This window comes from Thermovenabulum sp., assembly GCF_049723235.1.
In the GTDB taxonomy this organism is placed as follows: domain Bacteria; phylum Bacillota; class Thermosediminibacteria; order Thermosediminibacterales; family Thermosediminibacteraceae; genus Thermovenabulum.
Genome location: NZ_JBNARB010000012.1, coordinates 26,204 through 50,973 on the forward strand (window position 1 = coordinate 26,204; position 24,770 = coordinate 50,973).

Genomic DNA, 24,770 nt, shown 5'->3' on the forward strand with positions numbered 1-24,770 from the left:
CTCTTTTAAAGCCTGTTGTTATCCGGTATTTCCATTTTATCCTTGCTGAAATACGATTTCATCCAGAAAAGCCTTTCGGGAGCTTTTCCTTCTTTTATCATTTTCTGCCATTCTTCATCGGTTAATCTCTTTCCCGAAACAAATTCATAGTAGCTAAATATCGCACCTCTTGTGAGGTAAAACCTTCCGCTTATAGGCACTACCACATATATTTCGTAAGCGGGTCCCACACCCACTTCAAAGTATCCGCCGCTGCCGAACTGGTTCGGCGCAATTGTATGAATATCCGCTATTGTCGCCATGTTTTTGTCCGTTTCCGAGGTAATCTCAAACCACCTCAATCCATCTCCCGCAAAGGATGCTGTGAGGCTTTCTAATGTGCCCCCGAAAAGCTGAAGCCGGTAGTATTCATCTTCCGTAAGCTCTTCATCCCTTAATTCCTTCACCGAGCAGTTTATTAAAAATTGAAGCAGCTCTTCAAAGATCTCCATCTTGCTTTCTACCGCCGCATCCAGCATGCCTCTTTCCTTAAGATTTACCCTGGAAAACTTAGTAAGCCACAAAAGCTTATCGTAAACCTCGATATTCGGTTCGACATAAGCTTTTATATCCGCCAGTTCTTCGCCCCCGCCCATTTCGGCACCGCTCTGTTTACCGTAAAGTATGGTATCGTGCTTGAGCTGTGCCCAGCTTCCAAGAGCAGTAGAAAGGGATTTATCAAGCCAGGCGGTATTTCTCATAAAAGAAGGGTAACCTTCCCCGTATTCCTTCAGTAAACCCTTCAGGGTCCATAGCCACCCGAAATAAAAGTTGGACTTCCACCTTTCCTCCTTCATGTTTTGGAATTTTTCCTTCATTTTATTTAATTGTTCAATATATTTCGGCCACTTTTCCTGTTCTTTATTTATATTAACCTGTATGTCGTAAGCCCTGTTTGAGCCAAATACCGCCATCACATCAAGCCCGGAAGGAACGGGCCTTACTATTGGTTCCACCAGTTCCTGGATAATTTCGGCATCGGGAACGTACCTTTGCCCCAAAAATCTAAACTGTTTACCGACGGGAGTGCTTACCGAAGTATATTTTGGCTTTATTATGGGTTCGGGTAATTTTTCTGCTTCCTTGTACACCCTTTCTATTTTGTCGTTATCGTCCATTTTTTCTATGTCCGGATTTTCCCCGTAAACCTTTAAAAGCAAATCCCTATAATGGTAAATATTCAGATCATCGGCTAAGCCTACGTAAAAATAAGTGGGGGTATACAGGCTTTCCCAGAGCTTAATATCCTTTTCTCCTTCCTTTTCCAAAAACACGCTGTAGGTTATCAAAAGGGCCTGAAGGGTTTGCTCCACAGTCCTCTTGCCTTCATTATCGTATAAGGGAAAAGGTGCCTGGCCGTACCACATCAAAGCCTTGAAATACCTTTTTAAATCATCGCTTCTCGTATAGTGTCCCCTGGGTACATACTGGCTGTAATCCAATTCAAAGGGGAAAATAAAGGATTTTGCAAAGCCTTCCTGCTTTTTTATTAGCTCGTATTCCTTATAAGCCAATTCCTTTGCCTTTTCAGGAAAACCTTCCGGAAGCTCCTTTTCAAGGGCAAGCTGGGCAACCCCAAAAAAGGCAATGTTTTTCAGCTGGATATTTCTAAGGTTTTCATTTTTCAACGTATTGTAAAGGTATATGGATTTTTTTAGCATATTTTCCGTGAGTTCCTCTAAAACCGGCAATAGCTTTTCGTTTTCCAGCACCCTCAGGGAGTAATCGTAAAAAATGTGATAAACGTGCAATACCGAATCCGTTGTAATAAAAGAAGGGATGTTTTTATACTCGTTTTTTTCGTAGATATAAAAAAGCTGCTCTTCCTCGCAAGGGCTTACGAAAAATGCGTTTTTATAAAGCAGTTCCTTTTGCTCTTTTGAAAATCCCCCGAACTGCTTTAAATTTACCACATTAGGTAAATCTTCCTTTATTTTGTATGGCTTTACCTTTGCTTCAAATTTTGTCGGTTCAAAAGGCACTTCTACGGTTTTTCTATCCGACTCCTCCGTAAAATTCACCTCGTACTCGACGGTTTTTTTATCTGCATCCGCATTATTCCCTGTATTTTTATACGCACATCCGTTAAATACCAGCATTAAAGAAATCAATAAAATAATTAGTTTCTTACTCATTTTTTATTCCCCCTCTATCAAAAGCTTAAAATAATACTTTCTTCCTATATCCCTTATACTCAATTTCCCCCCTTCGTATTCCACTACCCCCCAGCTAAAAACCTTTCCTTGCCTTACCCGTACCAAAACCCTTTTTTCTTCCTTTACAATTGAATCTATTTCATCGTATGCACTGCTCTCGGAAAAAAGCTCAAACCCAAATCCCTTCCATTTATATGCGCTTGTAATTTTTTTACCGTCCTTTACGGTTTCAACGGATAAGAGTTCATCCTTGCCATCTTCGTCAATATCAAAAAATACGTAATCATCAAAAGGCTTAGAAAGCCTGGACCCCCTCCACTTTGGGAACAATCCCCCTTCGTTTAATCCGTATATAAAGGGCCTTTTTGCCATAACAGGATGCAGTTCTGCTTTTTTATATACCCCTATGGAAATTTCCAAATTTTCGTCTTCATCCACATCGGCTATTTGAACCTTCCAGGGATTAAAGACCTTCATTTCCTCAAATAGCTTCAATTTAATGCCGTCCTCTAAGGTTAAAATAATAAAATTTTCCCCGTAGTTTTCATTCCTCTTACCCGTTATCAAAAAAATTTCGTCGGTAAGGTCTTTATCCACATCTCCCGCACAGCTGCTTAGTATGTAATCATTATTACCCAAATTATACTGCCATATCTCATTCCCTTCTTTTGAAAAAACCTTTACTGAATCCTCACCGATAAATGAAATAAGGTTTTCTCCTCTATATTTAATTAATAATGGGGATGTTGATTTTTTAACGGAAAAATTAATTAATTTAATACCGAAAATATCCTCACTTTTCAATAAGCCCTGCAGGTAAAATCCCAAAATTTTATATGTAAAAAAAGTGACCCTGCCTTTTTCGTTTTTCACATCTACTATCCCGACAGGAGATACAGAATTCATAAAAACTATTAATAAGAATAAAAAAGCTACTAAAAATATTAACCGTTTTCGCAGGATCTTTTTTAAGGAATTATTTATATTTCTTAAATCCATATTACTTAAATCCTTTATTCTTTTGATTTTTTTAAATTTTACATCACATTACTTATTAATTCTTTCTTTATTGTTAAAATTCCTGCAAGGAATTTGGGCAAAAATAAAAAGCCCGGTAAATACCGGTATTTTAATCATTTTACTGCTTTAATATACGCTCCTGCAAAGGCTCCGTCGATCTTATTTTTATCCGCCAAAATCTCTTCGATCAAATCCTTTGTATAAACGTGAGCCGGAATGATTTCTACATCCTTAAAGCCAACCCTCTTTAGGATGTCTTTATATTCTTCTACCTTTATAGCCCCCGCAACACATCCTGCCCAGAGCTTTGCCCGCTTTATAATGCTTTCGGGTATATCCTTTAGAGCAACTATATCGGCGATCGCAAGCCTTCCGCCCCTTTTAAGAACCCTGTAAGCCTCTTTCAGAGCCTTTTCTTTATCCTCGCAGAGGTTAATGACGCAGTTGGAAAGGATTACATTTTCTTTTTATGATATAATCTAATTAATGCGAAAGGAGGCATTTTATATGTTAAGGACAAATATAGAAAAAACCGTTATTCAATCAGTTCAAGGAAAAATTCATCACCCCATCGCTTCTTCTCCATTCAGGATAGGACATGATGGAAGCGTAAATATCCTTCCTGCAACAGGAGCCATCACTTATAATGTAAACCTTGGGGATCCCGCATTTGGATGGACAGGAGATCATGTAGAGCCCGGCGTGTCGATAAAAAATGAGGATACCTATGAAAACAACGCCCTTATGGTACTCGCATGTATCGGAAATGAAGCCAGGGTAATTACGGGTGATGCAAAGGGAGCAAAAGGTGTAGTAATCGGAAAGCACGGCGGTATAGAACACGTCCTGGTCCAGTTCGAAAAAGAAGATATGGAAAAAATGGCGGTAGACGACAAAATACTGATAAAGGCGTGGGGACAGGGTTTAAAACTTCTCGATTACCCCGATGTATTCGTGATGAACATAGATCCCCGCCTATTTTTAAACATACCAATATTGGAACATGAAGGAGTACTAAAAGTTCCCGTAGTTGCCGAAGTCCCCGCATACTTAATGGGTTCCGGTATAGGGAGCTCTACTGCTTTCAGCGGTGATTACGATATCATGACCGCCGACATGGAAACGGTTAAAATGCTCGGGCTTGAGCGATTAAGGTTTGGTGACCTCGTGCTATTGAAGGATTGTGACAACACTTACGGTAGGGGATACTTGAAAGGAGCCGTGACCGTCGGAGTGGTAATTCATAGTGATTGCATAAAAATGGGACATGGCCCCGGGATCACCACAATTATGACCTGCAAACACCCAAAAATTGAAGGAATAATAGACGAAAATGCAAATATAAAAAATTATTTAAAATAAATCACCTGCATACATCCACCCATCTTTTACTTTTTGCATAAAGTTCCAGCTCTTCACAGGTGAGTTCAATAGCCGAATTTCCGCTTCCGCAGGCAGGAAACACCGTTTCAAACCTTTTTAAAGACACATCAAGGTAAACCGGTATATCGCTTTTTAGCCCAAAAGGGCATACTCCACCTACCGGATGGCCGGTAATCTCAAAGGTTTCCTCATGGGAAAGCATCCTGGCTTTAAATCCGAATTCCCTTTTAAACTTTGCGTTGTCAATTTTTACATCCCCGGCGGTAACTATTAGCATTGCCACATTTTCTTTATCCCTGAAGGCAAGGGTTTTAGCTATCCTTGCAGGTTCCACATTGGCGGCTTTTGCCGCCTCCTGGACCGTTGCGCTGGATTGATTAAATTCCAAAACGTCCCTGTCCTTTCCCCATTTTTTCAGGTATTCCTTTGCTTCCAATATTCCCATTATAAAAGCCCCTTTCAATGCATGTTATTAAATTAATTTTTTTCTTCATCTTAGCATAAAATCTTTATTATGTTAAAGTCTAACATAATGCTAACAAGCTTTTCCTCATCATATCCAAGGATTCTAAATCAATTTTGTCAAACACTTTTATACTTCTTTTAAATTCATCTAAAGCAAGGGAAAAAGCATTATTTTCAAAATATAACTTTGCAAGCAAAATCAGCACTTCATCATTTTCAATAAGATTTAAAAGCTCCAAGGAGTTTTCAAATTCGTTATAAAAACCAGATTTTATCTTTCAATTCTTCATAGCTCATTCCATCCTGATCTATTTCAGACTTAATATCTTTCCCTATTCTATGAGCCCACCACAGCCCAATAAGAGCAGCCGGTATAGACACTACCATTCCTATGAGAATTACAAGCCCAAGGTCAGCTCTGACATTTCCAGCAGCTGCTATAGGTCCAGGAGTGGGCGGCACTAAAGTATGAGTAGCATATAATCCAGTTGAAAGGGTAACAGCCATCACTGCGATTGGAATATTAGCTCTTTTAGCAAGAGCTTTATTAAGAGGCGTTAGAATAACATACCCTGAATCACAAAAAACCGGTATACTGGTAATATAGCCAATAATGCTCATCGCCAGAGGTGACCTCTCGCCGCCAAAACCTATTTCTTTTCCTTCAGCGTCTAAAAATTTTATTCCAAGCGCCTGAGCCATCCCAACCCCACCGTCATTAGTAGCGCTTCCGCCTATACCTATTATGAGCTTTTTAATACCATAATCTAAAGCCGCCTTTATCAGCTGGCCGGTACCGTAAGTAGTTGTTTCCATTGGGTTACGCTCTTCTGGTTTTAAAAAATTTAAACCAGATGCCGCAGCCATTTCGATTACTGCAGTCCCATCCGGTAGCAAACCAAAAAAAGAATCGGTTTCTCTACCCAAAGGATCCAAGACCTTTGTCCTTATCAATTTGCCCCCAGTAGCATAGATTATGGCCTCTACAGTGCCCTCTCCGCCATCTGCAATGGGAACCTTAGCTACTTCAAGATTTACTCCAACATAAGAAGCTGCCTTCACTATCCCCCTTTCGATTGCATTAGCAGCTTGTAGAGAAGTTAGACTTCCTTTAAATGAATCAGGTGCGATTAGTATATTAACTTTTCTCATAAATACCTCCGAGTATATTTTTGTTATATAATTTTATCTCAATATTTATGAAATTGTTATTTACAAAATGCGCAAATTTAAATAGCAATTTAATATCTTTTTTTAACAAAGTGTAAATATTACACAATTTAAATCATTGTCTATAGTAAAAAGCGGGTTCCCTCGCTTGTAGCTTTTCTTCTATATAATATTAATAGTACAAAAAAGCGGGGAAAACCCGCTTTAATAAATTTATATTCACTTTTTTCAAAACATCAATTCATTTATAGTCTCCAGATAGATTTGCGTGCACGCTATTATCTGGCTTATATAGCCGCATTCATTGGGTGAATGCATATTTTCTCCGCCAGGGCCGAAAGTAACTGTAGGGATATTGCCTAATCTATAAAGATAATTGGAATCGCAAACCGATTTATCATACCCAATGGGTAAATCCTTTCCAACCACCTCTTTATATTTCTCCCTTATAATTTTCACCAATATATGATCCTCAGGTATTACAAAAGGTTCCATATAAGGAGTTTCTCTGGGTATTAGAAATACTTTCACTTTTTTCTCTATACCCAGTTCATTTGCTAATTCCATTATTTGCCTTGAGCAAAATTCATAATCCTCTCCTGGGACTACAAACCTATCTATAAATAATTCGCATTTATCGGGGACGTTCAATGTAGTTTTTATACCTCCGTTAATATGGCGTATGCACCAGGAGCCACTTCCGAGCCGTGGATGTATCATTGTATTATTCCATCTTCCAAATTCTCGCAAATTATTTCAAATTTCCCGGGAAATATTGCGCCGTTCGATAAATTTTTCGGCAAAATAAAAAGGACGGGTAAATTTTACCCATCCTCCTTATCTTTTCGCCGTATTAACCTTGGCAGTGTTTACTAAGTAATCCAGGGCGTAGAGGTAGCCGTAAGGCCCGAGCCCTACAATGACGCCGTTTACAACCGGGCTTATTACCGATTTATGCCTGAATTTTTCCCGGGAGAAGGTGTTTGACACATGCACTTCCACCGCGGGAAGGTCCACCGAGCAGAGGGCATCCCTTATGGCTATGCTGTAGTGGGTGTATGCCCCGGCGTTTATCACTATGCCGTTAGCCCAGTGCCTTGCGTTCTGAATCTCATCTATTATTCCCCCTTCGGAGTTGTGGTGTACTATGCGCACTTGTACACCTATCTCCTTAGCCTTCTTTATTATCATATCGTTGATTTCATCCAGGGTCATAATACCGTAGATATGGGGTTCCCTCGAACCGAGCAAATTCAGATTAGGTCCGTGAATCACCAGGATTTTCATCTCTTTTTCCCTCCTTTTCATCTATGACATTTTTCAGCAGGATTTTCAGATCCCCCGACAGTTTCTCGACAACCCTTACATCCCCAATGTTATAAGGGACTATAAATCTTGGCCTTCCTGCTACCGCTTTTTTATCCCTCAAAAGAAAGTTTAGGATTTCTTCTTCATTTATTTGAACGGGAAGCTCCTTTATTGAAACCGGCAGGTTGAAAAAAGTAAAAAGTTCTTTTACCCTCTCTAAATCCTTTTGAAGGTTATTACCCAATAAAATTGAGAGCTTAAAAGCCATGACCGTCCCTGCCGATACTGCCTGACCGTGGCTTACTTTATATCCCGAGGCCGCTTCCAATGCGTGCCCGAAGGTGTGGCCAAGGTTTAATATCATCCTCTTCCCTTCATCCCTCTCATCTTTTTCCACTATTTCCTTCTTGAACTTAATACATTCATAAACGATATTAAAGAGGGTTTCGGGATCTCTTTCCTTTATTTTTATGGCATTTTCTTCGATGTATTTAAAAAGCTCCCCCTGTAAAATAGCCGTTTTTATTACCTCTGCCATACCGTCGCCGAATATTTTGTCGGGAAGGGTAAAAAGGTGATTTATATCGGTAATCACCAAATCCGGCTGGTAAAACGCTCCTATTAGGTTTTTCCCTTCCCTGTGGTTTACCGCCACCTTGCCGCCAACGCTGGCATCCACCTGGGCTAAAAGGGTGGTAGGAACATAGACCCACTTTATCCCCCGCATATAGGTAGCTGCGGCAAAGCCTGCTACATCCCCCGTTATTCCGCCTCCCAGGGCAATTACTAAGGAGCTTCTATCAACCCCGAGCTTTATAAATTCATCGTAGATTTTTGAAAGGGTATTTATATCCTTTTTTTCTTCCTCATCTTCTATAAAAACGGTTTTTATATCAAATCCTTTTTCTATGAAGACCTCCCTCAACGGAGAGCCGAAAAGCTGATTTATAACCGGGCTTGTTACTAATACAATACCGGAAAATCGATTTTCTTTTAAATAATCCGCTAAAGCTTCCTGCAGGATTTTAAATCCCACTACTACCCTGTAAATTTTAGACTCGGATTTTACTGCGATTTCTTTTTTGATGGAAGAAGTCCTCTTTTCTTTCGGTAAGGATAATTTAGATATTATTTTTTCTGCAATTTTTTCCGGGTTTTCATCCCCATCCACCACTAAGTCCGCACCACCAAGATAAGTATTAATTCTTTCATAATAGAGCCTTATTAATTTTTCTTTTTTCTCTTTAATATCTTCGGCTTTTAAAAGAGGCCTCGTGTCATCCCCCTGCAGGCGCTTTAACAGGGTATCCAAAGGTGGATTTAAAAATACAACGGTGCCGCATTTCTTTAGGCTTTCTCTGTTTTGAGGGCGCATCAGCGTCCCACCTCCGAGCGCGATAACCGAATTTTTAAGTTCTGCGACTTTTATTGTGAGCTTCGATTCTATTTCCCTGAATTTTTCTTCACCAAATTTTTGAAATATCTCCGGAATGGTCATCCTTTCGGTTTCTTCAATTAATATATCAAGATCCAAAAAAGGCCGGTTGAGCTTTTTTGCTAACATCCTCCCGACGGTGGTTTTTCCACTCCCCGAAAGGCCGCTTAATACAACGTTTTTTTCTACCATCGGCTGCCCCCCTTTTCCTCCAGCAAAGCATCGGCTAAAACCAGAGCTACCATGGATTCGGCCACCACCGCAGCCGATCCTACCGCGCATACATCGGACCTTTCGAAATGGGCTAAGGTTTTTTCCATCGTCCTTAAATCTACTGACGGCAGGGGGTTTTGAAGGGTGGGTATTGGCTTCATGGCTGCCCTTATAAAAATTATTTCTCCGTTGCTCATTCCGCCTTCTATTCCCCCCGCGTTATTTGTAAGCCTTTTTTCACCGCCTATTATATCGTGGGCTTTGCTTCCAAAAAGGTTTGCCACTTTAAATCCCAGGCCTATTTCCACTCCCTTTATCCCCGGAATGCTCATAACCGCCGCTGTAAGCCTTGAGTCGAGCCTCCTATCCCAGTGGACGAAACTGCCGAGCCCTGCGGGCACATTTACCGCAGCCACTTCAAAAACCCCGCCCAGGGTATCCCCTTTTTCTCTTGCTTCATCTATTATTTCCTTCATTTTTTGAGAAGCTATAAGGTCGGGACACCGCACCTCGGACTTTTCCGCGAGTTCAAAAAGGTTAAGGGCTGTTCTTTTTTCCTTCATCCTTTCTTCTTCGGGAGGAAGATCTGCAAAAATTTCTCCGATGCTGATAACCCAGCTTACTACCCTTACCCCGGCTTTTTCTAAAAGTTTTTTTGCAAAATACCCGCAGGCAACCCTTGCCGCAGTCTCCCTGGCGCTTGCTCTTTCGGCTACGGGCCTGCAGTCGTTAAATTCGTATTTTAAAGCTCCGGGATAATCCGCATGACCGGGACGAGGTGAAAATATGGGCACGTATTTTCCCTTCCAGTTTTCGTAATCTTTATTTTTCAATACCACAGCTATGGGAGCTCCCGTTGTTTTACCGTTTAAGACCCCAGATATTATTTCAAACTCGTCGTCCTCTATATTTGCCCTTTTGCCCCTTCCGTAACCCTTCCTTCTCCTGGAAAGCTCCGATAAAAGCTCTTTTTCATCCACATCAATTCCGGCAGGCATACCTTCCAGGATCGCCACCAATCCTTTACCGTGGGACTCTCCGGCCGTTAAAAATCTCAGCATTAAAACCACCAGCTTCCCGCTATGCTTTCCAGTACTTTTCTCATGACATCAGCAGGTGCTTTTTCCCCCGTAAAAATTTCGAAGGCAAAGACCCCCTGCCAGAGAAGCACTTCAATGCCGCTAACCCCAATGAAACCTTTTTCGGCGGCCCTTTTAAAAAGCCTGCCGGGTCTTTCGCCGTAGCTCAGGTCGCAGAAAATTTTTTCTTTGTTTTCGTTACCTTCGAGAAATTCCTGGTATAATGCCGCCCCTTCTTCCGGAATACAGCTAACTACAATGTTTGATTCTTTTACAATGTCGAAAACTTCCTTTTTATCTTTGACATAGAGAGCTGAAAACTCAATTCCATCAAACTTTGTTTTCAAATCGTCCACCATTTTTTTCGCTTTTTCTACATTGCGGTTCACCACCGCTATTTTTTTCATTTTCCAGGAAGCCAAAGCTGCGGCACAGCCGGCGGCTGCTCCACCGGCGCCGAATATTACCGCTATATCTTTTTTAAATTCACCCTTCGCCCTTTCCGAAAGGGATTTTAAAAGCCCCGGGGCATCGGTGTTATATCCTTTAATAACGGTTTTACCATCCTTTCTCTCGAAAACTACGGTGTTTACCGATGAGCTTTTTTGAGCAAAATCATCAACTTCATCGCACATTAAATACACATCCCCTTTATGGGGCATGGTGACGTTAAACCCCACCATTTTTTGAGAAGCCAAATGAAAAAATTCCTTTAATTCTTCCTGCGGCACCGGGATGGCTTCGTACCTCCAGGGTATGTTCAATTCCTTCAACGCTGCATTTTGCATAGGAGGAGAAAAAGTTTTCAAAAGCGGCCACCCGATTACTGCAAGTTCGGGAAGGTTTTTTATATCAAATTTGCCCATCGATTTCGCCCCCTTTTACCACATTATTGAGTATATCAAAAAAGCCCGGAAAGGATATGGCTACGCAGTAGGCATCTTTTATTTTTGATATGCCTTTTACCGAAATTGCCGTGACCGCCATAGCCATGGCTATGCGGTGGTCTTTGAAGCTTTCCACTTCGGCAGGTTTAAGGTTTTTGCTGCCCTCAATTACCATGCCGTCTTCCAGTTCTTCGATTTTTGCCCCAAAACGCCGAAGATTTTGCACCATAGCCTTTATCCTGTCGCTTTCCTTTACCCTGAGCTCCGATGCGTTTTTTATCACCGTCTCTCCTTCCGCAAAGCAGGCTGCCACCGCAATGACAGGTATTTCATCGATAAGCCTTGGGATTATATCGCCTTCCACCCGGGTGCCCTTCAAGCCGCCGCCTTCAATTAATATATCGGCTATTTTTTCGCCGTTTAGTTCCCTTTCATTTAATACTTTAAGGCTGCATCCCATATTTAAAAGCACATCAATTATACCCGTCCGCGTAGGGTTTACCCCCACATCCTTTATTAAAAGCTTTGAGCCTTCGTTTATCGCCGCAGCCACCATGAAAAAGGCTGCGGAAGATATATCACCGGGCACCACCACATCGCTTCCGGTAAGTTTTTCTACCGGTGCTACCGTAACTTGATTACCTTTAACGGTTACGTTTCCACCAAAGTAAGACAGCATCCTTTCCGTATGGTCCCGGGTTTTGTGTTTTTCTACGACGGTAGTTTCTCCATCGGCGTATAAACCTGCCAGCAATACCGCCGATTTTACCTGGGCGCTGGCCACCGGCATTTCATAACTTATGCCTTTAAGCCGGCCGCCCCGTATTTTAAGCGGTGCAAACTTACCATCCACCGTGCATTCTACCTTCGCTCCCATTAGCCGAAGGGGTAATGCCACCCTTTCCATGGGCCTTTTCTTTAAGGATTCATCCCCTGTAATAATCACTTCAAAATCCTGCCCTGCTAAAATCCCTGAAAGGAGCCTCATGGTGGTCCCCGAATTTCCGGCATCCAAAATAGTTTCCGGTTTTTTCAGCTCTTTTAGCCCTGCACCCTTTATTATCAAAGTCGTTTCATCGACAAATTTTATATCAACGCCCATTTTCCTGAAACAATCTACTGTCCTTTTACAGTCATCGGCGGGCAAAAACCTTTCAATCCTCGTACTTCCTTCGGAAATCGCCCCCAGAATCACGCCTCTGTGGGAAATGGATTTGTCCGGAGGAGGGGTAATGGTCCCTTTTATTACCTTTTCCCCTTCAATCAGCACATCCACCCTGTTCACCCCTTTTTAGATATTCCCGGGCTTTAAAAAGAAAGTTTTTAATCCTTTTATCGTCTTCTTTTTCTAAATAATTTCTTATATATTCGAGTTTGTCAATAAAAATTGAAATTGACTTAATTAATTCGTCCCGGTTGCTGAGCAAAATATCCACCCATATTTCCGGCGATGAACGGGCAATTCTCGTGGTATCCTTTAATCCCCTTCCGGCAAATCTTAGAATTTTACCGTTTTCGTCTATTTCGCTCAAGGTGTTCCCAAGGCAGGTAGCAGCAACCTGTGGAAGATGGCTCACCGCTGCCACAACTTTATCGTGTTCCACTGGAGAAAGAATATATACCATAGCCCCCAGCGCTTCAATAAGGGATATTAATTCTTCCAGGATTTTATCCGGTGTATCGTTATGGGGAGTCAATATCCAGGAACATCCTTTGAATAAATTTTCGTCGCTCCATCCATACCCGCTTTCGTGGGAACCCGCCATGGGATGCCCTCCGATAAAATGAATTTTCTCATTTACTACCTTTTGAGCCGATTCCACTATTTGCCTTTTTGTGCTCCCTGTGTCGGTAATTATACAGCCTTCTTTTAAAAAGGGCTGGATTTTTTCTATTGTCGATACTATCCTGAAAACCGGCGTGCAGACGAATACTGCATCGGCTCTCCTTAACGCTTCAAAGAGCTCTTCATCACCGGTATTTATATTAAAACTGTCCTTAGAGATAACATTATCTTTTAAGGCCTGCTGTAATGTCTCATCATCCTTATCCACACCTATTACATCATAACCCAGTGATTTAAAAGCCTTTGCGATGGACCCCCCTATTAAGCCCAATCCTACTACAGCTATTTCCTTTATGTTCATATTAAAGCGTCCTTCCCATAATAGGAGCAAGGGTTTTTAATTCTTGGCATAAATTCTCAAATTTTTCGGGATTCAGCGATTGAGGTCCATCCGAAAGGGCTTCTTTGGGGTTGGGGTGCACTTCTATCATAAGCCCATCGGCTCCTGCAGCCATTGCCGCCCTGCTCATGGGGGCTACCCAGCGCCAGCTGCCGGTGCCGTGGCTCGGATCAACTATTACGGGTAAATGGCTAATATGCTTTATAATAGGCACAGCGCTTATATCCAGGGTATTTCTCGTCATGGGTTCGTAAGTTCTTATTCCCCTTTCGCATAAAATTACATTAAAGTTACCCTCGTTCATGATGTATTCGGCAGCATTAAGCCATTCTTCAATGGTGGCAGCTATGCCTCTTTTTAAAAGAACGGGTTTCCCTGTTTTGCCCACTTCCTTTAAAAGCTGGAAGTTCTGCATGTTGCGCGCTCCTATTTGAAGTATATCGGCGTACTGGGAAACCAGTTTCACCGCATCTTGGCTCATCACTTCCGTTACCACCGGAAGCCCGGTTATTTCCTTAGCTTTTGCCAGGATTTTTAATCCTTCTTCGCCGATGCCCTGAAAGGAGTAAGGGGATGTCCTGGGCTTATATGCCCCGCCCCTTAAGATTTTTGCCCCGCACCTTTTTACAATTTGAGCCGTTTCTATAAGCTGTTCTTCGCTTTCTACGGCACAGGGCCCTGCTATTATAACAAAGTTGTTGCTTCCTATTTCCACATCTCCTACCTTTACCACCGTGGATTCGGGTTTAAAGCTTCTGCTGGCAAGTTTATACGGCTCCATTATAGGTACGGTTTTTTCAACTCCCTCCAAAAGTTCTATCGGTTTATCCTGCAGCTTTCTCCTGTCACCTATTACGCCTATAACCGTGACATCCATTCCTTTTGATACATGAACCCCAAGTCCGGCATTTTCAACCACCTCGCAAACCTTTTTTATCTGTTCTTCGGTAGCATTTTTCTGCATTACTATAATCATCCCTTTACCTCCTTTTGATCTCCCCCCGAAGGGGGATAATATTCTTTACCTTTCGGGTATGAACCGAGCAGTTTATAAAAAGTAGAGTTTTCCTTTACCTTTTCGAGAACTTTCTTTAATATTTTGTCCTCCCTGTGCCCTTCTACTTCAAGAAAAAAGATATATTCTCCAAGAATCCTCTTTGAAGGCCTTGACTCTATTTTTGTAAGATTAATATTTTCTTCTGCGAAAAATCCGAGGACTCTGTAAAGCCTCCCCGGTTTATTTTCCGTGGAAAACACCAAGGAAGTTTTATCGCTTCCCGTGGGCGATTCATCCTCCTTCGAAAGAACAATAAACCTTGTATAGTTTTCCGCGCAATCCTGAATATCCTCAGCCAGCATCAAGAGATTGTAAATTTCAGATAACCTCCTGCTGCCTATGGCTGCGCAGGGAATTTGGGATTGAAGCACTTTTTTAGCCGCCCGGGACGTGCTCCCGCTCTCTTTGATCACTGCACCCGGCATTCTACTATATAAAAATTCCCTGCACTGGTAAAGGGCTTGAGGATGAGAGTAAACTATTTTTATATTTTCAAGAGGATACATTTTCTTAGCAAAAAGGCAGTGCTTTACGGGCAGTACTATTTCTCCCTTTATTTTTATATCTTTTTTTTCCTTTATCAGCAAATCAATCGTAATATTTACCGAACCTTCGATAGAATTCTCTAAAGGAACGATGGCTTCATCTATATTAATCCCTATATCGGTTATCAGAGATTGTATATTGGGATATTCAATTTTTTTATATTCCTCCGCGTTTTCAATGTATATATTTGCCGCTTCTTCCGAAAAACTGCCTGCTGGTCCAAGGTATCCAACTTTTATCATTATATCCCCTTCTTTCGAAAAAAGTGTAAAAAAAAAACCCGCCCACAAAAGGGGCGAGTTTTTCCCGCGGTACCACCCTAATTGGCCTTAAAAGGCCCGCTCGTTTTTCGGGTACGAAGCAGAAAGCTTTTATACCCGCCTCATTTTAACGGCTGAGGTACCGTTGAAGCCTACTTAATTTCAGCCCACAGCTCCGGAGGGAACTTCGGAGGACTCCTTCATGCCGGCTCTCACCCGCCCGGCTCGCTGTAAATCGAGAGTCAACTTACTTTCCTCCATCACAGCTTTTTTCTTTTTATTTTATTGGGAAATATTATATAAAGATTTTCTATATTTGTCAATAAAAATTATTAAATTTTTTGAGTAAATTTTTACTTGCTAAAATATTACCAGGCTGATATACTTGAAGCCAGTTTCAAAAGATATTGTTTTACATAAGGAGCATTAGCTTCATCTGTTAATAGTATAAGATAGTCTCCTTCATATACAATCGTACTGCCTTTTGGTATTATCTCTTTATCTCCCCTCCTTATCGCCACAAGCAGACAATTCGGAGGCCATTTTATTTCTCTTACCATTTTTCTTTCAAGTTCCGAACCCGTAGAAACACAAATTTCTATCAATGTTTTTTCATTATTTTCAAAATGTGACATGTCTTTTTTATTTACTATTAATCTTTCCAGTAGCTGCTCATATATGGGTTTACTACCCAGTAATTCAGCTGTCACATACGATGTAATCGAAACAATAATCAACGCTAAAAGATGTGAAAATGAGCCTGTCATCTCAGTAATCAGAATACTCCCTGTTATAGGTGCTCTTACAATTGCGGTAAAATATCCGGCCATTCCCAAAATAACGAAATTTTTCAGATATATTTCATTCAATCCAAAATATAAAATTAATATTTTTGCATAAATTGCTCCTGCAATCGACCCTATAGCCAGTAATGGCAAAAATATACCTCCGGGAGCTCCGGACCCGTAACTTATCATCGTAAAAAGGAATTTGCTGATCAGTAAAAGCACTAAAAAATTCAATGAAATATTATCCTCGATAATCGATTCAATAAGAAGATGCCCTCCTCCAAGGACCTGAGGTATAATAAATAACAATAGGGCTGAACAGGTTATCGGAATTAATAATTTAATAAAGGGAGGTAATTTTTTTAAATTTGAATAAGAATTTAAAGATTTTATAAGAGAAATATTAAACAAAAACCCAAAAAATCCTAAAATTATACCAAATATAATTAGTAAAAAGTAATAATTTAATTGCAATGGAGTTATATCATTGAAATGAAAAACGGGTTTTAAACCAAAAAATTTTTTTGAGATAAAATCTGCAGCAATAGCCGAAGCCATTGAAGACAAAAGGACTACAGGGGAGAAATTTTTATGAATTTCTTCAAGGGAAAATATAACACCAGCAAGAGGGGCATTAAAAGCCGCTGCAAGTCCTGCACTGGCTCCTGCAGTAATTAAATACTTTTCTTCTATTTTATTGCTTTTATTTTTGTATATTGAGCTTATCCCCTGCCCTATCGATGCACCCAGATGTATTGAAGGGCCTTCTCTTCCCAGAGAAAGTCCTGCAAATATACTTATCACACCACCTATAAATTTCAAAAAAATTATCTTTAACCAATTTTGATCAATCTGCCTTAATATTAAACCTCTGACTTGAGGAATTCCACTACCGCTTATCAAAGGCTCAATTTTCAGAAAAAGGCTGATCAGAATGGCTATGAAAATCATTAAGAATATTCCTGAAAAAATATTGCTTTTAAGAAGATTAAAATAAAATTTTCCCCTCATTTTATCTGCCATTTCTATTGCAACTCTATACAAAATCACCAATAAACCTGAAAGTATGCCTGTAAGAATGCTCATAAAAAGTATTTTAAGTTTAAATATATTTTTATTTACCATAGTATGATATATCGGACTGTTGTGATAATGCATTTTGGCCTCCTATTACTAAAAATCTTTTCTGATAGGCTTTTCGTTATTTAATTTGCTAAAATAATCTTTAATAATAAAATAACTCTTCTTGAACCTTTCTTTAAAGCTTGGCTCTTCCCACTTTTCCCATCTATAAGGATTATCCACAGTAAGCATATCTAACACATTTTTTTCTACTTCAACAAAAACCACTGATATCATTATTCCGTCAGTTTCCACAGTAGATAATTGATCTCTAAATAATGTGGGAAATTGTCTTTTCTCATCCAATACTCTACAACTTGAAGGATCTGTAACGTTTATCCTTCCCCAGGGAATACGGATATGTATTGTATTATTATCTATATACCAGTGATTATAAGAGTTTTCATTAAAATCGCCATAATTCAATTTACTTCCATCCTGGAATACAGCTTCTATTTTCCGCCCATCTTTTGTTATTCTTTCTTTGTTTATAAGTATCCTTATTTCCTCGAACAAACCATTAAAAGACGTTTCAGAGGAATATTTTCCTTTTGAAATATTATACCCGGGATTTACCAAAATCTTCGAATCCTGCATTCCATTCAATTCTAATAAAAATTCCATTCCAAATGGCGACTTTATTTTCAATTCTGGAGAAAAATAAAATTCTCCTCTATCCCTGTAATAAGTATCCAATCCTATAAAAATTTTCTCTCTGCCAAACTCCGGCAACCTGCTTAAATTAATATCCAAATACAAAAATGAAGAATCATTGCTTAATTCAATTTGTTTTATTATTCCATTCCCTTTTTGTATATACTTTTTTGTTTGTTCTCTTAGCGATTCTATAGCGTAAATTCCATAATTCTGTTCAGGATCTAAAACATTATGCCAAAGAATATGCCGCTCATATGGAATCATGAAAGGTTCTGTGATCCATGTTTTCTTTGCCCATTCATCCATCCATTCAAAAATTATTCCCCCTGCATATCCCTCTCTTTTAATTGCTTTCATCATCCTGACAATTCCACGACCCTGTTCCTCTTCTGTCAATCCCCCATGATTATAGCCATCCGGATTTGCATGTGCATTCCCCATTCCTGTGGCCAATCCAAATTCCGCTACTAAAGCCGGATATTTTTTATGGGTGTTAATAAACTCTTTTAAATAACCACCATACATTAAACGTCCTTCTTCATCATAGTAATTTTTATATTTCTCTTCATTATTCATAAAATCAGGATAATTAGGATATATATGGTAAGCACCAAAAAAACCTGCCTGCATTTTTCCTCCTGTCAAAATATTATTTATATCAATAGAAACTTTATCATTGTATTCCAGGGATTTTAATTCTGATTGATTCCATTCTGAATCATGTTCTGTTACATCAAGGGTGGGCCAACTTACTATACCAACAGGATGCTGGGTGCCGTAAATTGTTTCTTCATATTTAAGAAGATAGTCGCAATTCATCGCAAGCCAACCTTCTGTCGGACTTGCCTTTTCAGATGTATACAGATATTCCCCTTTATAATAAAATCCCTTATTTTTTTCATTAGTCTCTATTACTTCATCAGGCTCTAATTCCCTCCCTACCAAATATCCAATTAAATAGTTTGAAACATCGCTATTGTAATTACCAAAAGCTCTTCCCTTTCTCTCCGGAATATTGGCTCTCCCATGAATTGCATCTACTGTCAACTTTATTTCATCAAAATAATGCTCAATATATTTCGGTTCTAAATAATTATTTCCTTCAGGGTTTTCATCAGGCCAAATTTCCTGAAAAAGCAAAAGAGGATTATTTGGGTGTTTTAAATTATAATTTAGAAGTGCTCTGTAAAATTCGGGAGGCATTAAAGTATATACCCTGACAGAATTAGTATTCATATTTCCAATTTTCTCAAACCAATCAATATAAACCTTTTCATCCCTTGGAAACTCTGTAAACCACTTTCCCGGCAGAGCAGCACTGATATTTACTCCTTTAATAAATATTTCCTGCCAATTACCATTTTTGTAAATCATAAAAGCTTTGTTTGAGGTTTTAAATAAGAATATTTTTCTATTTTTGTTAGGTATAATGTTGTAATTTCGAAATTTATACTTTAATTCTCCTGAAATATCATTAATAATTCCATTATACCCCATTTCCTTAATTTTTTCGAACCTTTCAAAAATATTCCCCTGATGCCATATATTTAGAGGACTTAAAGAAAAACTTCCTTGATAAATAAAAGATAAAAGAATCATAGATAATGTAAGAAATATCATTAAAACAATTATCCCATAAAAGAATAATTTTACAATTTTTCTTCTCATATAATCACCCTTTTAAAATTTTCAGGCATTTTCTTTATACACATACCTTTTTATGCTACCCCAACTGCGTCTCTTCCTTTTATAATTCATCAATCCATCTATTCTATAAAGTGCAGTAAGTTGCCTATATCCAAAGTTTTCTAATATGCCATAAAAACTAAGTTTTAAAAGCTGTCCAAATCCCGGGTATTTATTAAAAGTGTATTCTTCAAGTAATATAGCCCCAAGGGATAATAATACCCCATAAAGTATAGATGCCGCTAAAAACAAAATAAAATATTTCTTATTTAACAGCCCAATAAAATATGCAATAGGTATCAAAATATAACCCATAATTTCGATTATTGGTCCCAACATTTCAAAAAAGAAAAAATACGGGAAGGCTATTAACCCTATCTGTTTATATCTGGGATTCATCATCATATGTTTGTACCTGAAAAGGCTATCCATTAAACCTATTTGCCACCTTCTTCTCTGGGATCTTAAATCCTTTAATGTTTCCGGCGCCTGGGTCCAACATACTGGATCGGGTATAAATTTAATCCTGTAATTCTTTTTATTCCTCAGAAAATGTTCATGAAGTTTAACCACCAGTTCCATATCCTCACCTATAGTATCTCTTGCATATCCTCCCACTTCAATTACTGCTTCTTTTTTAAAAGCGCCGAATGCCCCTGATACTATAAGCAGAGAATTAATGGCATCCCATGCTATCCTTCCAGTTAAAAAAGCTCTAAGATATTCTACAATTTGAAACATTGCAATTTTACTTTTAGGAAGCCCTAATTCTATCAACCTTCCATTTTTTATGGTCGAGCCATTTGCAATTCTTACAATTCCTCCTACTGCAACTGTATTTTTATTTTCTATAAATGGCATTACAACCCTTACTAAGGAATCGCTCTCAAGTATAGAATCTGCGTCTATAGAAGTAATTATCGGGTAATTTGATACATTTATCCCTGCATTTAATGCATCTGCCTTTCCTCCGTTTTCTTTATCAACTAAAATCAAATTAGGGATATCTATATTTCTATAAATTGCATTCACTTTTTTGGTTGAAAGTCTATACCTAACAGGTTGGTTAATCTTCTTTAAGCCGAACTCATTAATCACCTTATTCAGCGTACTATCCTTTGAACCGTCATTTATTACTATTACTTCAAATTTGGGGTAGTTAAGAGAAATAAGTGATTTAATATTTTCAACAATGGTTTTTTCTTCATTATATGCTGGAACCAGGATTGATATAGGTAGCATATTTTCAGAACTGATATATTTTTTATAGTCAGAATATCTTATTTTCCTAACATAATCACCTAAATTAATGGCTGCAATTATAAGCTGTATAAAATATATTAAATTGATAATAATAACATAATAAATAATTATATGGTTAAAATTGATTACTACCTTTTTTAAAAATTCTGCCTCCATATATTATCACCCGTCTTTTCTTCTAAATATTTCTTTATTATCTCGCTTAATTTAGGTGTTCTGGAATTATACTTATCATATTCAATTACTTTATCCCATCCATAATTTGTTTCCAGCACTGAAATAATTATATCTTTCGCAAACCTATCTTCCCCTTCAAAAATATTATATATTAACTCTATACCCCCATCTATTGAGACAAGTGAATTTGCTGCATTGTACCTTACATACCATTCTTTATCAGATAAAGCCTTTGTAAGAGGAACAATTGCTCTTTTATCCTGAATTTGCCCCAAAACCTTTGCAGCTATCGCTCTAACTTCCCAGGACTCATCATTTAAAAGTTCAATAATTTTATCTATATATCTGCTATCACCCATATTCCCTAATGCTTTCGCTGCTGAAATCCTTTTCTCTTTATTTTCCGAATCTAAAAACTGTGCAATTTCATCAGCAAGTGTTATATCCTTGTAATTACCCGCAGATTTTATAAAAATTGATGATATAAAATCATTATCAATATACATGAGTTTTCTGTAAATATATATTTTATCGCCCTCAAAACTATCAGCAATTTCTATTAAGCTCCTTTCACTAAGAGGAACCGTTTGGGAAAATCTATTAAAAGCCTCAATAAAAGCTTCTTCATCACCTATTTTTGCTAATGCCATTAATGTATTGTACTTTACATCCACTATCTGAATATTTGTTAACTCTAATAAGTAATTAATGGCTTTTTTACTTCTCATTTCTCCTAATTTCTTGCAAGTTAAAGCTATTTTCTGCATATCTTTGCTTTTTAATTTTTCTATTTCGTAATCTACCAATCCTATATCTTCTACAATTTTGGTAAGTTTTTTAATGATATTCCCTTTTAAATTTTCAAAGTAAAATATAAACCTTTCTTCAACTAACTCCTTTTTATACTTATTTTTCATAAAACCCTTAATAACATTAAGCTGGATTTCGGTGATGTCATTTTCATCGAGCTGAGAAATAATATTATCAAGATATTCTGAAATCTCTTGATAAAACAACTGCTTTTTTCTTTTTTTATAATTCTCATAAAGCCTTTCTATAATTAAGTATAAATATAATAATATTATGATTATTGAAAATATAATTATTGAATATACCACAATTAATTCCATTCTAAATCACCACTAATTCAATAATTTTTTAATACGGCTGTCCAGCTCAACCGGTGAAAAAGGCTTCACAACATAATCATCGGCCCCTAAGTCAAGAGTTCTTTTTATATAATCTTCATTTTTTTGTGAAGATAATACAATTACAGGTAATTTACTATATTTTTCTTTAATCCTTTTTATTAATTCATCTCCATTCATTAGTTTAAGATAATAATCAGTGACGACTAAATCAATATTATTATTTTCTATAATATCGAGGGCTTCAGTACCATCACTTGCAGTAAATACATTAAAACCTTTGCTTTTATACCGGGACTTTAAAATAGAAAGAATAATCTTATCATCATCTACAAATAGTATATTTTTTTGATTTTCAGGCCTGAAAGATTCCAAAGGTATAACTACCTTCCCTCTCCCTTCCATTTTAGCCGTGGCTACTGCTTCCCTAGCTTTTAAAACTACATCGCTATATTCTTTATAATCTCTGGTAATTGGCAAGGCACCTGCCGAATAACTGATTTTTAACCCTATCTCATCGCCATATTTAACTGTAAATTCAAGAATATCCTCAGCTAATTTTTTAACCCACAATATGTCCCTATCATAAAATAAAAATGCAAATTCATCACCCGCAACCCTGTAGGCAATATCTTTTCTAGTTATATTTTTTTTAAACTCTGAAATCACTTTATTTATAATTTTATTACCAAGCAATATGCCCATTTTTTTGTTGATTTCTGCCATAAAATCGAAGTCAATTAAAAGAAAAACAGCTTGTTTCCCCTCAACTTTTATTTTATCAATAAGGGAAACGGCTAAGGTTTCTCCATGTTTTCTGGTATAGAGCCCTGTATTAATATCATAAATATTATCTTTGTTGCATTTTGTAATGACATTTATTAAATTTAATACCTTTAGGTATATTTCCTTTATATCAAAATTATTATCGAAATAATCAATTGCTCCTAACTTCAAACATTCAATCTTAGTTTTATAATCCTCTTTAGATATAACCAGTACAGGAATTTGGTCTAACAGCTTTTCATCCCTTATACTTTTTAAAATAGTAATTAAATTTAAATTATTATCATTTTGAATTATAATCACGTTGGGATTATAAAATAAAATTGTTTCTATTGTATTCTCCTTCGTAAATATAACTTCAATATTGTCTCTATTAAGCATATTAACAAGTTCTGTTAAGTTTTTATATTCTTCAGATAACAATAATAATACTTTATTTTTTTCTAATAAATTTTGTTCTAACATTTCCTTCAACTTTATCAATTTTTCTAAGTATTGCTCCATCTTTTGATCGTTTCTTTCGTCATTCAAAACATCTTCTATGCCTCCAATTTCAATAAAAACCTCTTTTATATCGTTATCTTTAGAAATTTTATAAAGGTTTTTCAGCACACTCCTTAAAATTTTAAAATATGTATCATCTTTTTTCTCAATCTCAAGAAGTGCATTTATTGTATTTAATATTTCTTGAAAAACTGCATCTTTATTCCCCATATATTTCACCCTCCTCCCTAACTGCAAACAATTTTTTCTCCAAAAAATATTTATATTTTATTTTCTATAATTATCACATATTCTCCTTTTAATATATTAAATTTTCCTTTGAAGGATCGCGTCAAGTATTTTTAGGTTTTTTTAAAACTCACCATCTCACCACAAGATGAGGAATTAAAAATTTTTTATATGCATTGATATCGTTTTTAAAGTAATTGCCAAATATTTCCATTATATGGTTGCAATTATCCTCCCTTTTTCATCTATCAACCTTTTTAGTTATATATAGTTATAGTGTTATTTGCTGTAATAATGACTTTATTACCATACTTGTAAATGTCTTCTTGTTTAGCAAAATTGCATATTTTTCATTTATATTTTTTATTCTTTGTTTTGCCTTGCATAAAGTAGTCTTTGGTAATTCTACAGGCTTTAAATCCTCAAATCGCTGCTTTATTATCATTTCTTTAACCGATATGCCACTTGCTTTCACCGCCCTTAATTGTGCCATCTTATGAGCCCCTATTTTACTCAACGATAATGGTCCTTAAAGACCTCACCTTCCTGTTGAGTTTTTTTAAACTCATCCTGTGGGAGGATGGTGAGGTCTTTTTTCTACATTTTTTCTGCTTTTTCCTCCTTTTTGACCTAAAAATATTTTACACTATAAAAAAAGCTCTCCTTTCAGAGAGCAAAGTATAGCTATTTTAAATTATTTTCCTGGTATAAGCATAATAGCAATAGAGGTATTATATCCTTTCATTTCATTGTTTTTCGCCACATCCAGTTGATAGGTATATCCGCTTTTGCTTCCAAAAGAGGTTAAGCTTTCTTCGGTTAAGGTTTCATTGGTTACTTTTGCTCCTTCCAGAACCTTCTTGTAAAATTCCATTACGACTTTAACATCTTCCTTTGAATAAGCAGTAATAGTATACCCTCCGTCCAGTTCTATGGCAGTAAGTATAAAACTATCTTTATATAAGGGAAAAATCTCCGACGGATATTTTGCTGGAAGTTCTGCACTTTTACCTTCCGTACCCGTTTTCATTGTCATTTCTGAATTCTGCGTTTGAGCGGCAGGTTGCTCTTTTTCACCTTCTTCATTTTTCTGAGCTTGGTTTGTGTTCTCTGCTGGTTTTTGCCCGGTTTTTTCACCACCACACGCCGCTATTAACAACAATGCTAAAATAACCACCATAATAAAAATCTTCTTTCTCACAATGAT

The 24,770-nt window shown here is 37.6% G+C and carries 22 protein-coding genes, 1 pseudogene and 1 other annotated feature; of the genes and pseudogenes, 1 reads left to right on the forward strand and 22 read right to left on the reverse strand.

Annotated features, from left to right (window positions below):
- Positions 1-5: 5 nt before the first annotated feature.
- The 3 genes from ACPLOV_RS07335 to ACPLOV_RS07345 form a co-directional block, all read right to left on the reverse strand.
- Positions 6-2,174: a DUF3160 domain-containing protein gene (locus tag ACPLOV_RS07335; protein ID WP_424910920.1), complete on the reverse strand. Its 2,169-nt coding sequence runs from the start codon at positions 2,172-2,174 to the stop codon at positions 6-8.
- Positions 2,175-2,177: 3 nt separating this feature from the next.
- Complete coding sequence (locus tag ACPLOV_RS07340) at positions 2,178-3,194, reverse strand: hypothetical protein (RefSeq protein WP_424910921.1); 1,017 nt, start codon at positions 3,192-3,194, stop codon at positions 2,178-2,180.
- 134 nt (positions 3,195-3,328) lie between these two features.
- Complete coding sequence (locus tag ACPLOV_RS07345; RefSeq protein WP_424910937.1) at positions 3,329-3,670, reverse strand: methyltransferase domain-containing protein; 342 nt, start codon at positions 3,668-3,670, stop codon at positions 3,329-3,331.
- Positions 3,671-3,722: 52 nt separating this feature from the next.
- Here ACPLOV_RS07345 and ACPLOV_RS07350 point away from each other — a divergent pair, with 52 nt between their 5' ends.
- Positions 3,723-4,577, forward strand: a complete 855-nt coding sequence (locus tag ACPLOV_RS07350) for a DUF4438 domain-containing protein (RefSeq protein WP_424908188.1) — start codon at positions 3,723-3,725, stop codon at positions 4,575-4,577.
- 1 nt (position 4,578) lies between these two features.
- Here the strand turns inward: ACPLOV_RS07350 and ACPLOV_RS07355 are convergent, their stop codons facing one another.
- From ACPLOV_RS07355 to ACPLOV_RS07445, 19 genes and pseudogenes are all read right to left on the reverse strand, one after another.
- Positions 4,579-5,043 carry a YbaK/EbsC family protein gene (locus tag ACPLOV_RS07355; protein ID WP_424908187.1) on the reverse strand — a complete coding sequence of 155 codons (465 nt, stop codon included), beginning with the start codon at positions 5,041-5,043 and terminating at the stop codon, positions 4,579-4,581.
- Positions 5,044-5,122: 79 nt separating this feature from the next.
- Complete coding sequence (locus ACPLOV_RS07360) at positions 5,123-5,260, reverse strand: hypothetical protein (RefSeq protein WP_424908186.1); 138 nt, start codon at positions 5,258-5,260, stop codon at positions 5,123-5,125.
- Positions 5,261-5,318: 58 nt separating this feature from the next.
- The gene (locus ACPLOV_RS07365; protein ID WP_424910922.1) at positions 5,319-6,215 is read right to left on the reverse strand and encodes a glycerate kinase; all 897 of its coding nucleotides are present in this window, start codon (positions 6,213-6,215) and stop codon (positions 5,319-5,321) included.
- Between the two features lie 246 nt (positions 6,216-6,461).
- Entirely contained in the window at positions 6,462-6,953 is a 492-nt protein-coding gene (locus ACPLOV_RS07370; RefSeq protein ID WP_424908184.1) for a M20/M25/M40 family metallo-hydrolase, read from the reverse strand.
- Positions 6,954-7,070: 117 nt separating this feature from the next.
- On the reverse strand, positions 7,071-7,520 hold the full coding sequence (gene aroQ, locus ACPLOV_RS07375; RefSeq protein WP_424910923.1) for a type II 3-dehydroquinate dehydratase: 450 nt from the start codon (positions 7,518-7,520) through the stop codon (positions 7,071-7,073).
- Positions 7,492-9,168: a 3-dehydroquinate synthase gene (gene aroB / locus ACPLOV_RS07380; protein WP_424910925.1), complete on the reverse strand. Its 1,677-nt coding sequence runs from the start codon at positions 9,166-9,168 to the stop codon at positions 7,492-7,494. The genes aroQ and aroB overlap by 29 nt, the downstream gene beginning before the upstream one ends.
- Positions 9,162-10,250, reverse strand: a complete 1,089-nt coding sequence (aroC, locus tag ACPLOV_RS07385) for a chorismate synthase (protein WP_424910926.1) — start codon at positions 10,248-10,250, stop codon at positions 9,162-9,164. The genes aroB and aroC overlap by 7 nt, the downstream gene beginning before the upstream one ends.
- Complete coding sequence (locus tag ACPLOV_RS07390; protein ID WP_424910927.1) at positions 10,250-11,134, reverse strand: shikimate dehydrogenase family protein; 885 nt, start codon at positions 11,132-11,134, stop codon at positions 10,250-10,252. Before ACPLOV_RS07390 ends, aroC begins: the two co-directional genes overlap by 1 nt.
- Positions 11,121-12,431: a 3-phosphoshikimate 1-carboxyvinyltransferase gene (aroA, locus tag ACPLOV_RS07395; RefSeq protein WP_424910928.1), complete on the reverse strand. Its 1,311-nt coding sequence runs from the start codon at positions 12,429-12,431 to the stop codon at positions 11,121-11,123. The genes ACPLOV_RS07390 and aroA overlap by 14 nt, the downstream gene beginning before the upstream one ends.
- Positions 12,415-13,302, reverse strand: coding sequence for a prephenate dehydrogenase (locus tag ACPLOV_RS07400; protein WP_424910929.1), 888 nt, complete (start codon positions 13,300-13,302; stop codon positions 12,415-12,417). The genes aroA and ACPLOV_RS07400 overlap by 17 nt, the downstream gene beginning before the upstream one ends.
- 1 nt (position 13,303) lies before the next feature.
- Complete coding sequence (aroF, locus tag ACPLOV_RS07405; RefSeq protein ID WP_424910930.1) at positions 13,304-14,317, reverse strand: 3-deoxy-7-phosphoheptulonate synthase; 1,014 nt, start codon at positions 14,315-14,317, stop codon at positions 13,304-13,306.
- A complete protein-coding gene (gene pheA, locus ACPLOV_RS07410) occupies positions 14,314-15,186 on the reverse strand; it encodes a prephenate dehydratase (RefSeq protein WP_424910931.1) in 873 nt (290 codons plus the stop codon). Before pheA ends, aroF begins: the two co-directional genes overlap by 4 nt.
- A gap of 46 nt (positions 15,187-15,232) precedes the next feature.
- Positions 15,233-15,477 (reverse strand) — a binding site (T-box leader).
- A 95-nt stretch (positions 15,478-15,572) separates the two neighbouring features.
- Positions 15,573-17,150: a chloride channel protein gene (locus ACPLOV_RS07415; protein ID WP_424908176.1), complete on the reverse strand. Its 1,578-nt coding sequence runs from the start codon at positions 17,148-17,150 to the stop codon at positions 15,573-15,575.
- 15 nt (positions 17,151-17,165) lie between these two features.
- Entirely contained in the window at positions 17,166-19,439 is a 2,274-nt protein-coding gene (locus tag ACPLOV_RS07420) for a hypothetical protein (RefSeq protein WP_424910932.1), read from the reverse strand.
- A 21-nt stretch (positions 19,440-19,460) separates the two neighbouring features.
- The gene (locus ACPLOV_RS07425; protein WP_424908175.1) at positions 19,461-20,876 is read right to left on the reverse strand and encodes a glycosyltransferase family 2 protein; all 1,416 of its coding nucleotides are present in this window, start codon (positions 20,874-20,876) and stop codon (positions 19,461-19,463) included.
- Entirely contained in the window at positions 20,858-22,027 is a 1,170-nt protein-coding gene (locus ACPLOV_RS07430) for a HEAT repeat domain-containing protein (protein ID WP_424908174.1), read from the reverse strand. The genes ACPLOV_RS07425 and ACPLOV_RS07430 overlap by 19 nt, the downstream gene beginning before the upstream one ends.
- 12 nt (positions 22,028-22,039) lie before the next feature.
- Positions 22,040-23,545, reverse strand: a complete 1,506-nt coding sequence (locus ACPLOV_RS07435; RefSeq protein WP_424908173.1) for a response regulator — start codon at positions 23,543-23,545, stop codon at positions 22,040-22,042.
- A gap of 289 nt (positions 23,546-23,834) precedes the next feature.
- A pseudogene (locus ACPLOV_RS07440) lies at positions 23,835-24,089 on the reverse strand (ISLre2 family transposase); the annotation flags it as partial.
- Positions 24,090-24,257: 168 nt separating this feature from the next.
- Positions 24,258-24,764 carry a hypothetical protein gene (locus tag ACPLOV_RS07445; protein WP_424908172.1) on the reverse strand — a complete coding sequence of 169 codons (507 nt, stop codon included), beginning with the start codon at positions 24,762-24,764 and terminating at the stop codon, positions 24,258-24,260.
- Between the last annotated feature and the right edge of the window lie 6 nt (positions 24,765-24,770).

What these genes read in the sequence shown, in the direction of transcription:
- ACPLOV_RS07335 (WP_424910920.1), bottom strand. Translation starts at nt 2,174, where the DNA reads ATGAGTAAGAAACTAATTATTTTATTGATTTCTTTAATGCTGGTATTT.
- ACPLOV_RS07340 (WP_424910921.1), bottom strand. Translation starts at nt 3,194, where the DNA reads ATGGATTTAAGAAATATAAATAATTCCTTAAAAAAGATCCTGCGAAAA.
- ACPLOV_RS07350 (WP_424908188.1), top strand. Translation starts at nt 3,723, where the DNA reads ATGTTAAGGACAAATATAGAAAAAACCGTTATTCAATCAGTTCAAGGA.
- ACPLOV_RS07355 (WP_424908187.1), bottom strand. Translation starts at nt 5,043, where the DNA reads ATGGGAATATTGGAAGCAAAGGAATACCTGAAAAAATGGGGAAAGGAC.
- ACPLOV_RS07365 (WP_424910922.1), bottom strand. Translation starts at nt 6,215, where the DNA reads ATGAGAAAAGTTAATATACTAATCGCACCTGATTCATTTAAAGGAAGT.
- ACPLOV_RS07370 (WP_424908184.1), bottom strand. Translation starts at nt 6,953, where the DNA reads ATGATACATCCACGGCTCGGAAGTGGCTCCTGGTGCATACGCCATATT.
- aroQ (WP_424910923.1), bottom strand. Translation starts at nt 7,520, where the DNA reads ATGAAAATCCTGGTGATTCACGGACCTAATCTGAATTTGCTCGGTTCG.
- aroB (WP_424910925.1), bottom strand. Translation starts at nt 9,168, where the DNA reads ATGGTAGAAAAAAACGTTGTATTAAGCGGCCTTTCGGGGAGTGGAAAA.
- aroC (WP_424910926.1), bottom strand. Translation starts at nt 10,250, where the DNA reads ATGCTGAGATTTTTAACGGCCGGAGAGTCCCACGGTAAAGGATTGGTG.
- ACPLOV_RS07390 (WP_424910927.1), bottom strand. Translation starts at nt 11,134, where the DNA reads ATGGGCAAATTTGATATAAAAAACCTTCCCGAACTTGCAGTAATCGGG.
- ACPLOV_RS07400 (WP_424910929.1), bottom strand. Translation starts at nt 13,302, where the DNA reads ATGAACATAAAGGAAATAGCTGTAGTAGGATTGGGCTTAATAGGGGGG.
- aroF (WP_424910930.1), bottom strand. Translation starts at nt 14,317, where the DNA reads ATGATTATAGTAATGCAGAAAAATGCTACCGAAGAACAGATAAAAAAG.
- pheA (WP_424910931.1), bottom strand. Translation starts at nt 15,186, where the DNA reads ATGATAAAAGTTGGATACCTTGGACCAGCAGGCAGTTTTTCGGAAGAA.
- ACPLOV_RS07415 (WP_424908176.1), bottom strand. Translation starts at nt 17,150, where the DNA reads ATGCATTATCACAACAGTCCGATATATCATACTATGGTAAATAAAAAT.
- ACPLOV_RS07420 (WP_424910932.1), bottom strand. Translation starts at nt 19,439, where the DNA reads ATGAGAAGAAAAATTGTAAAATTATTCTTTTATGGGATAATTGTTTTA.
- ACPLOV_RS07425 (WP_424908175.1), bottom strand. Translation starts at nt 20,876, where the DNA reads ATGGAGGCAGAATTTTTAAAAAAGGTAGTAATCAATTTTAACCATATA.
- ACPLOV_RS07430 (WP_424908174.1), bottom strand. Translation starts at nt 22,027, where the DNA reads ATGGAATTAATTGTGGTATATTCAATAATTATATTTTCAATAATCATA.
- ACPLOV_RS07435 (WP_424908173.1), bottom strand. Translation starts at nt 23,545, where the DNA reads ATGGGGAATAAAGATGCAGTTTTTCAAGAAATATTAAATACAATAAAT.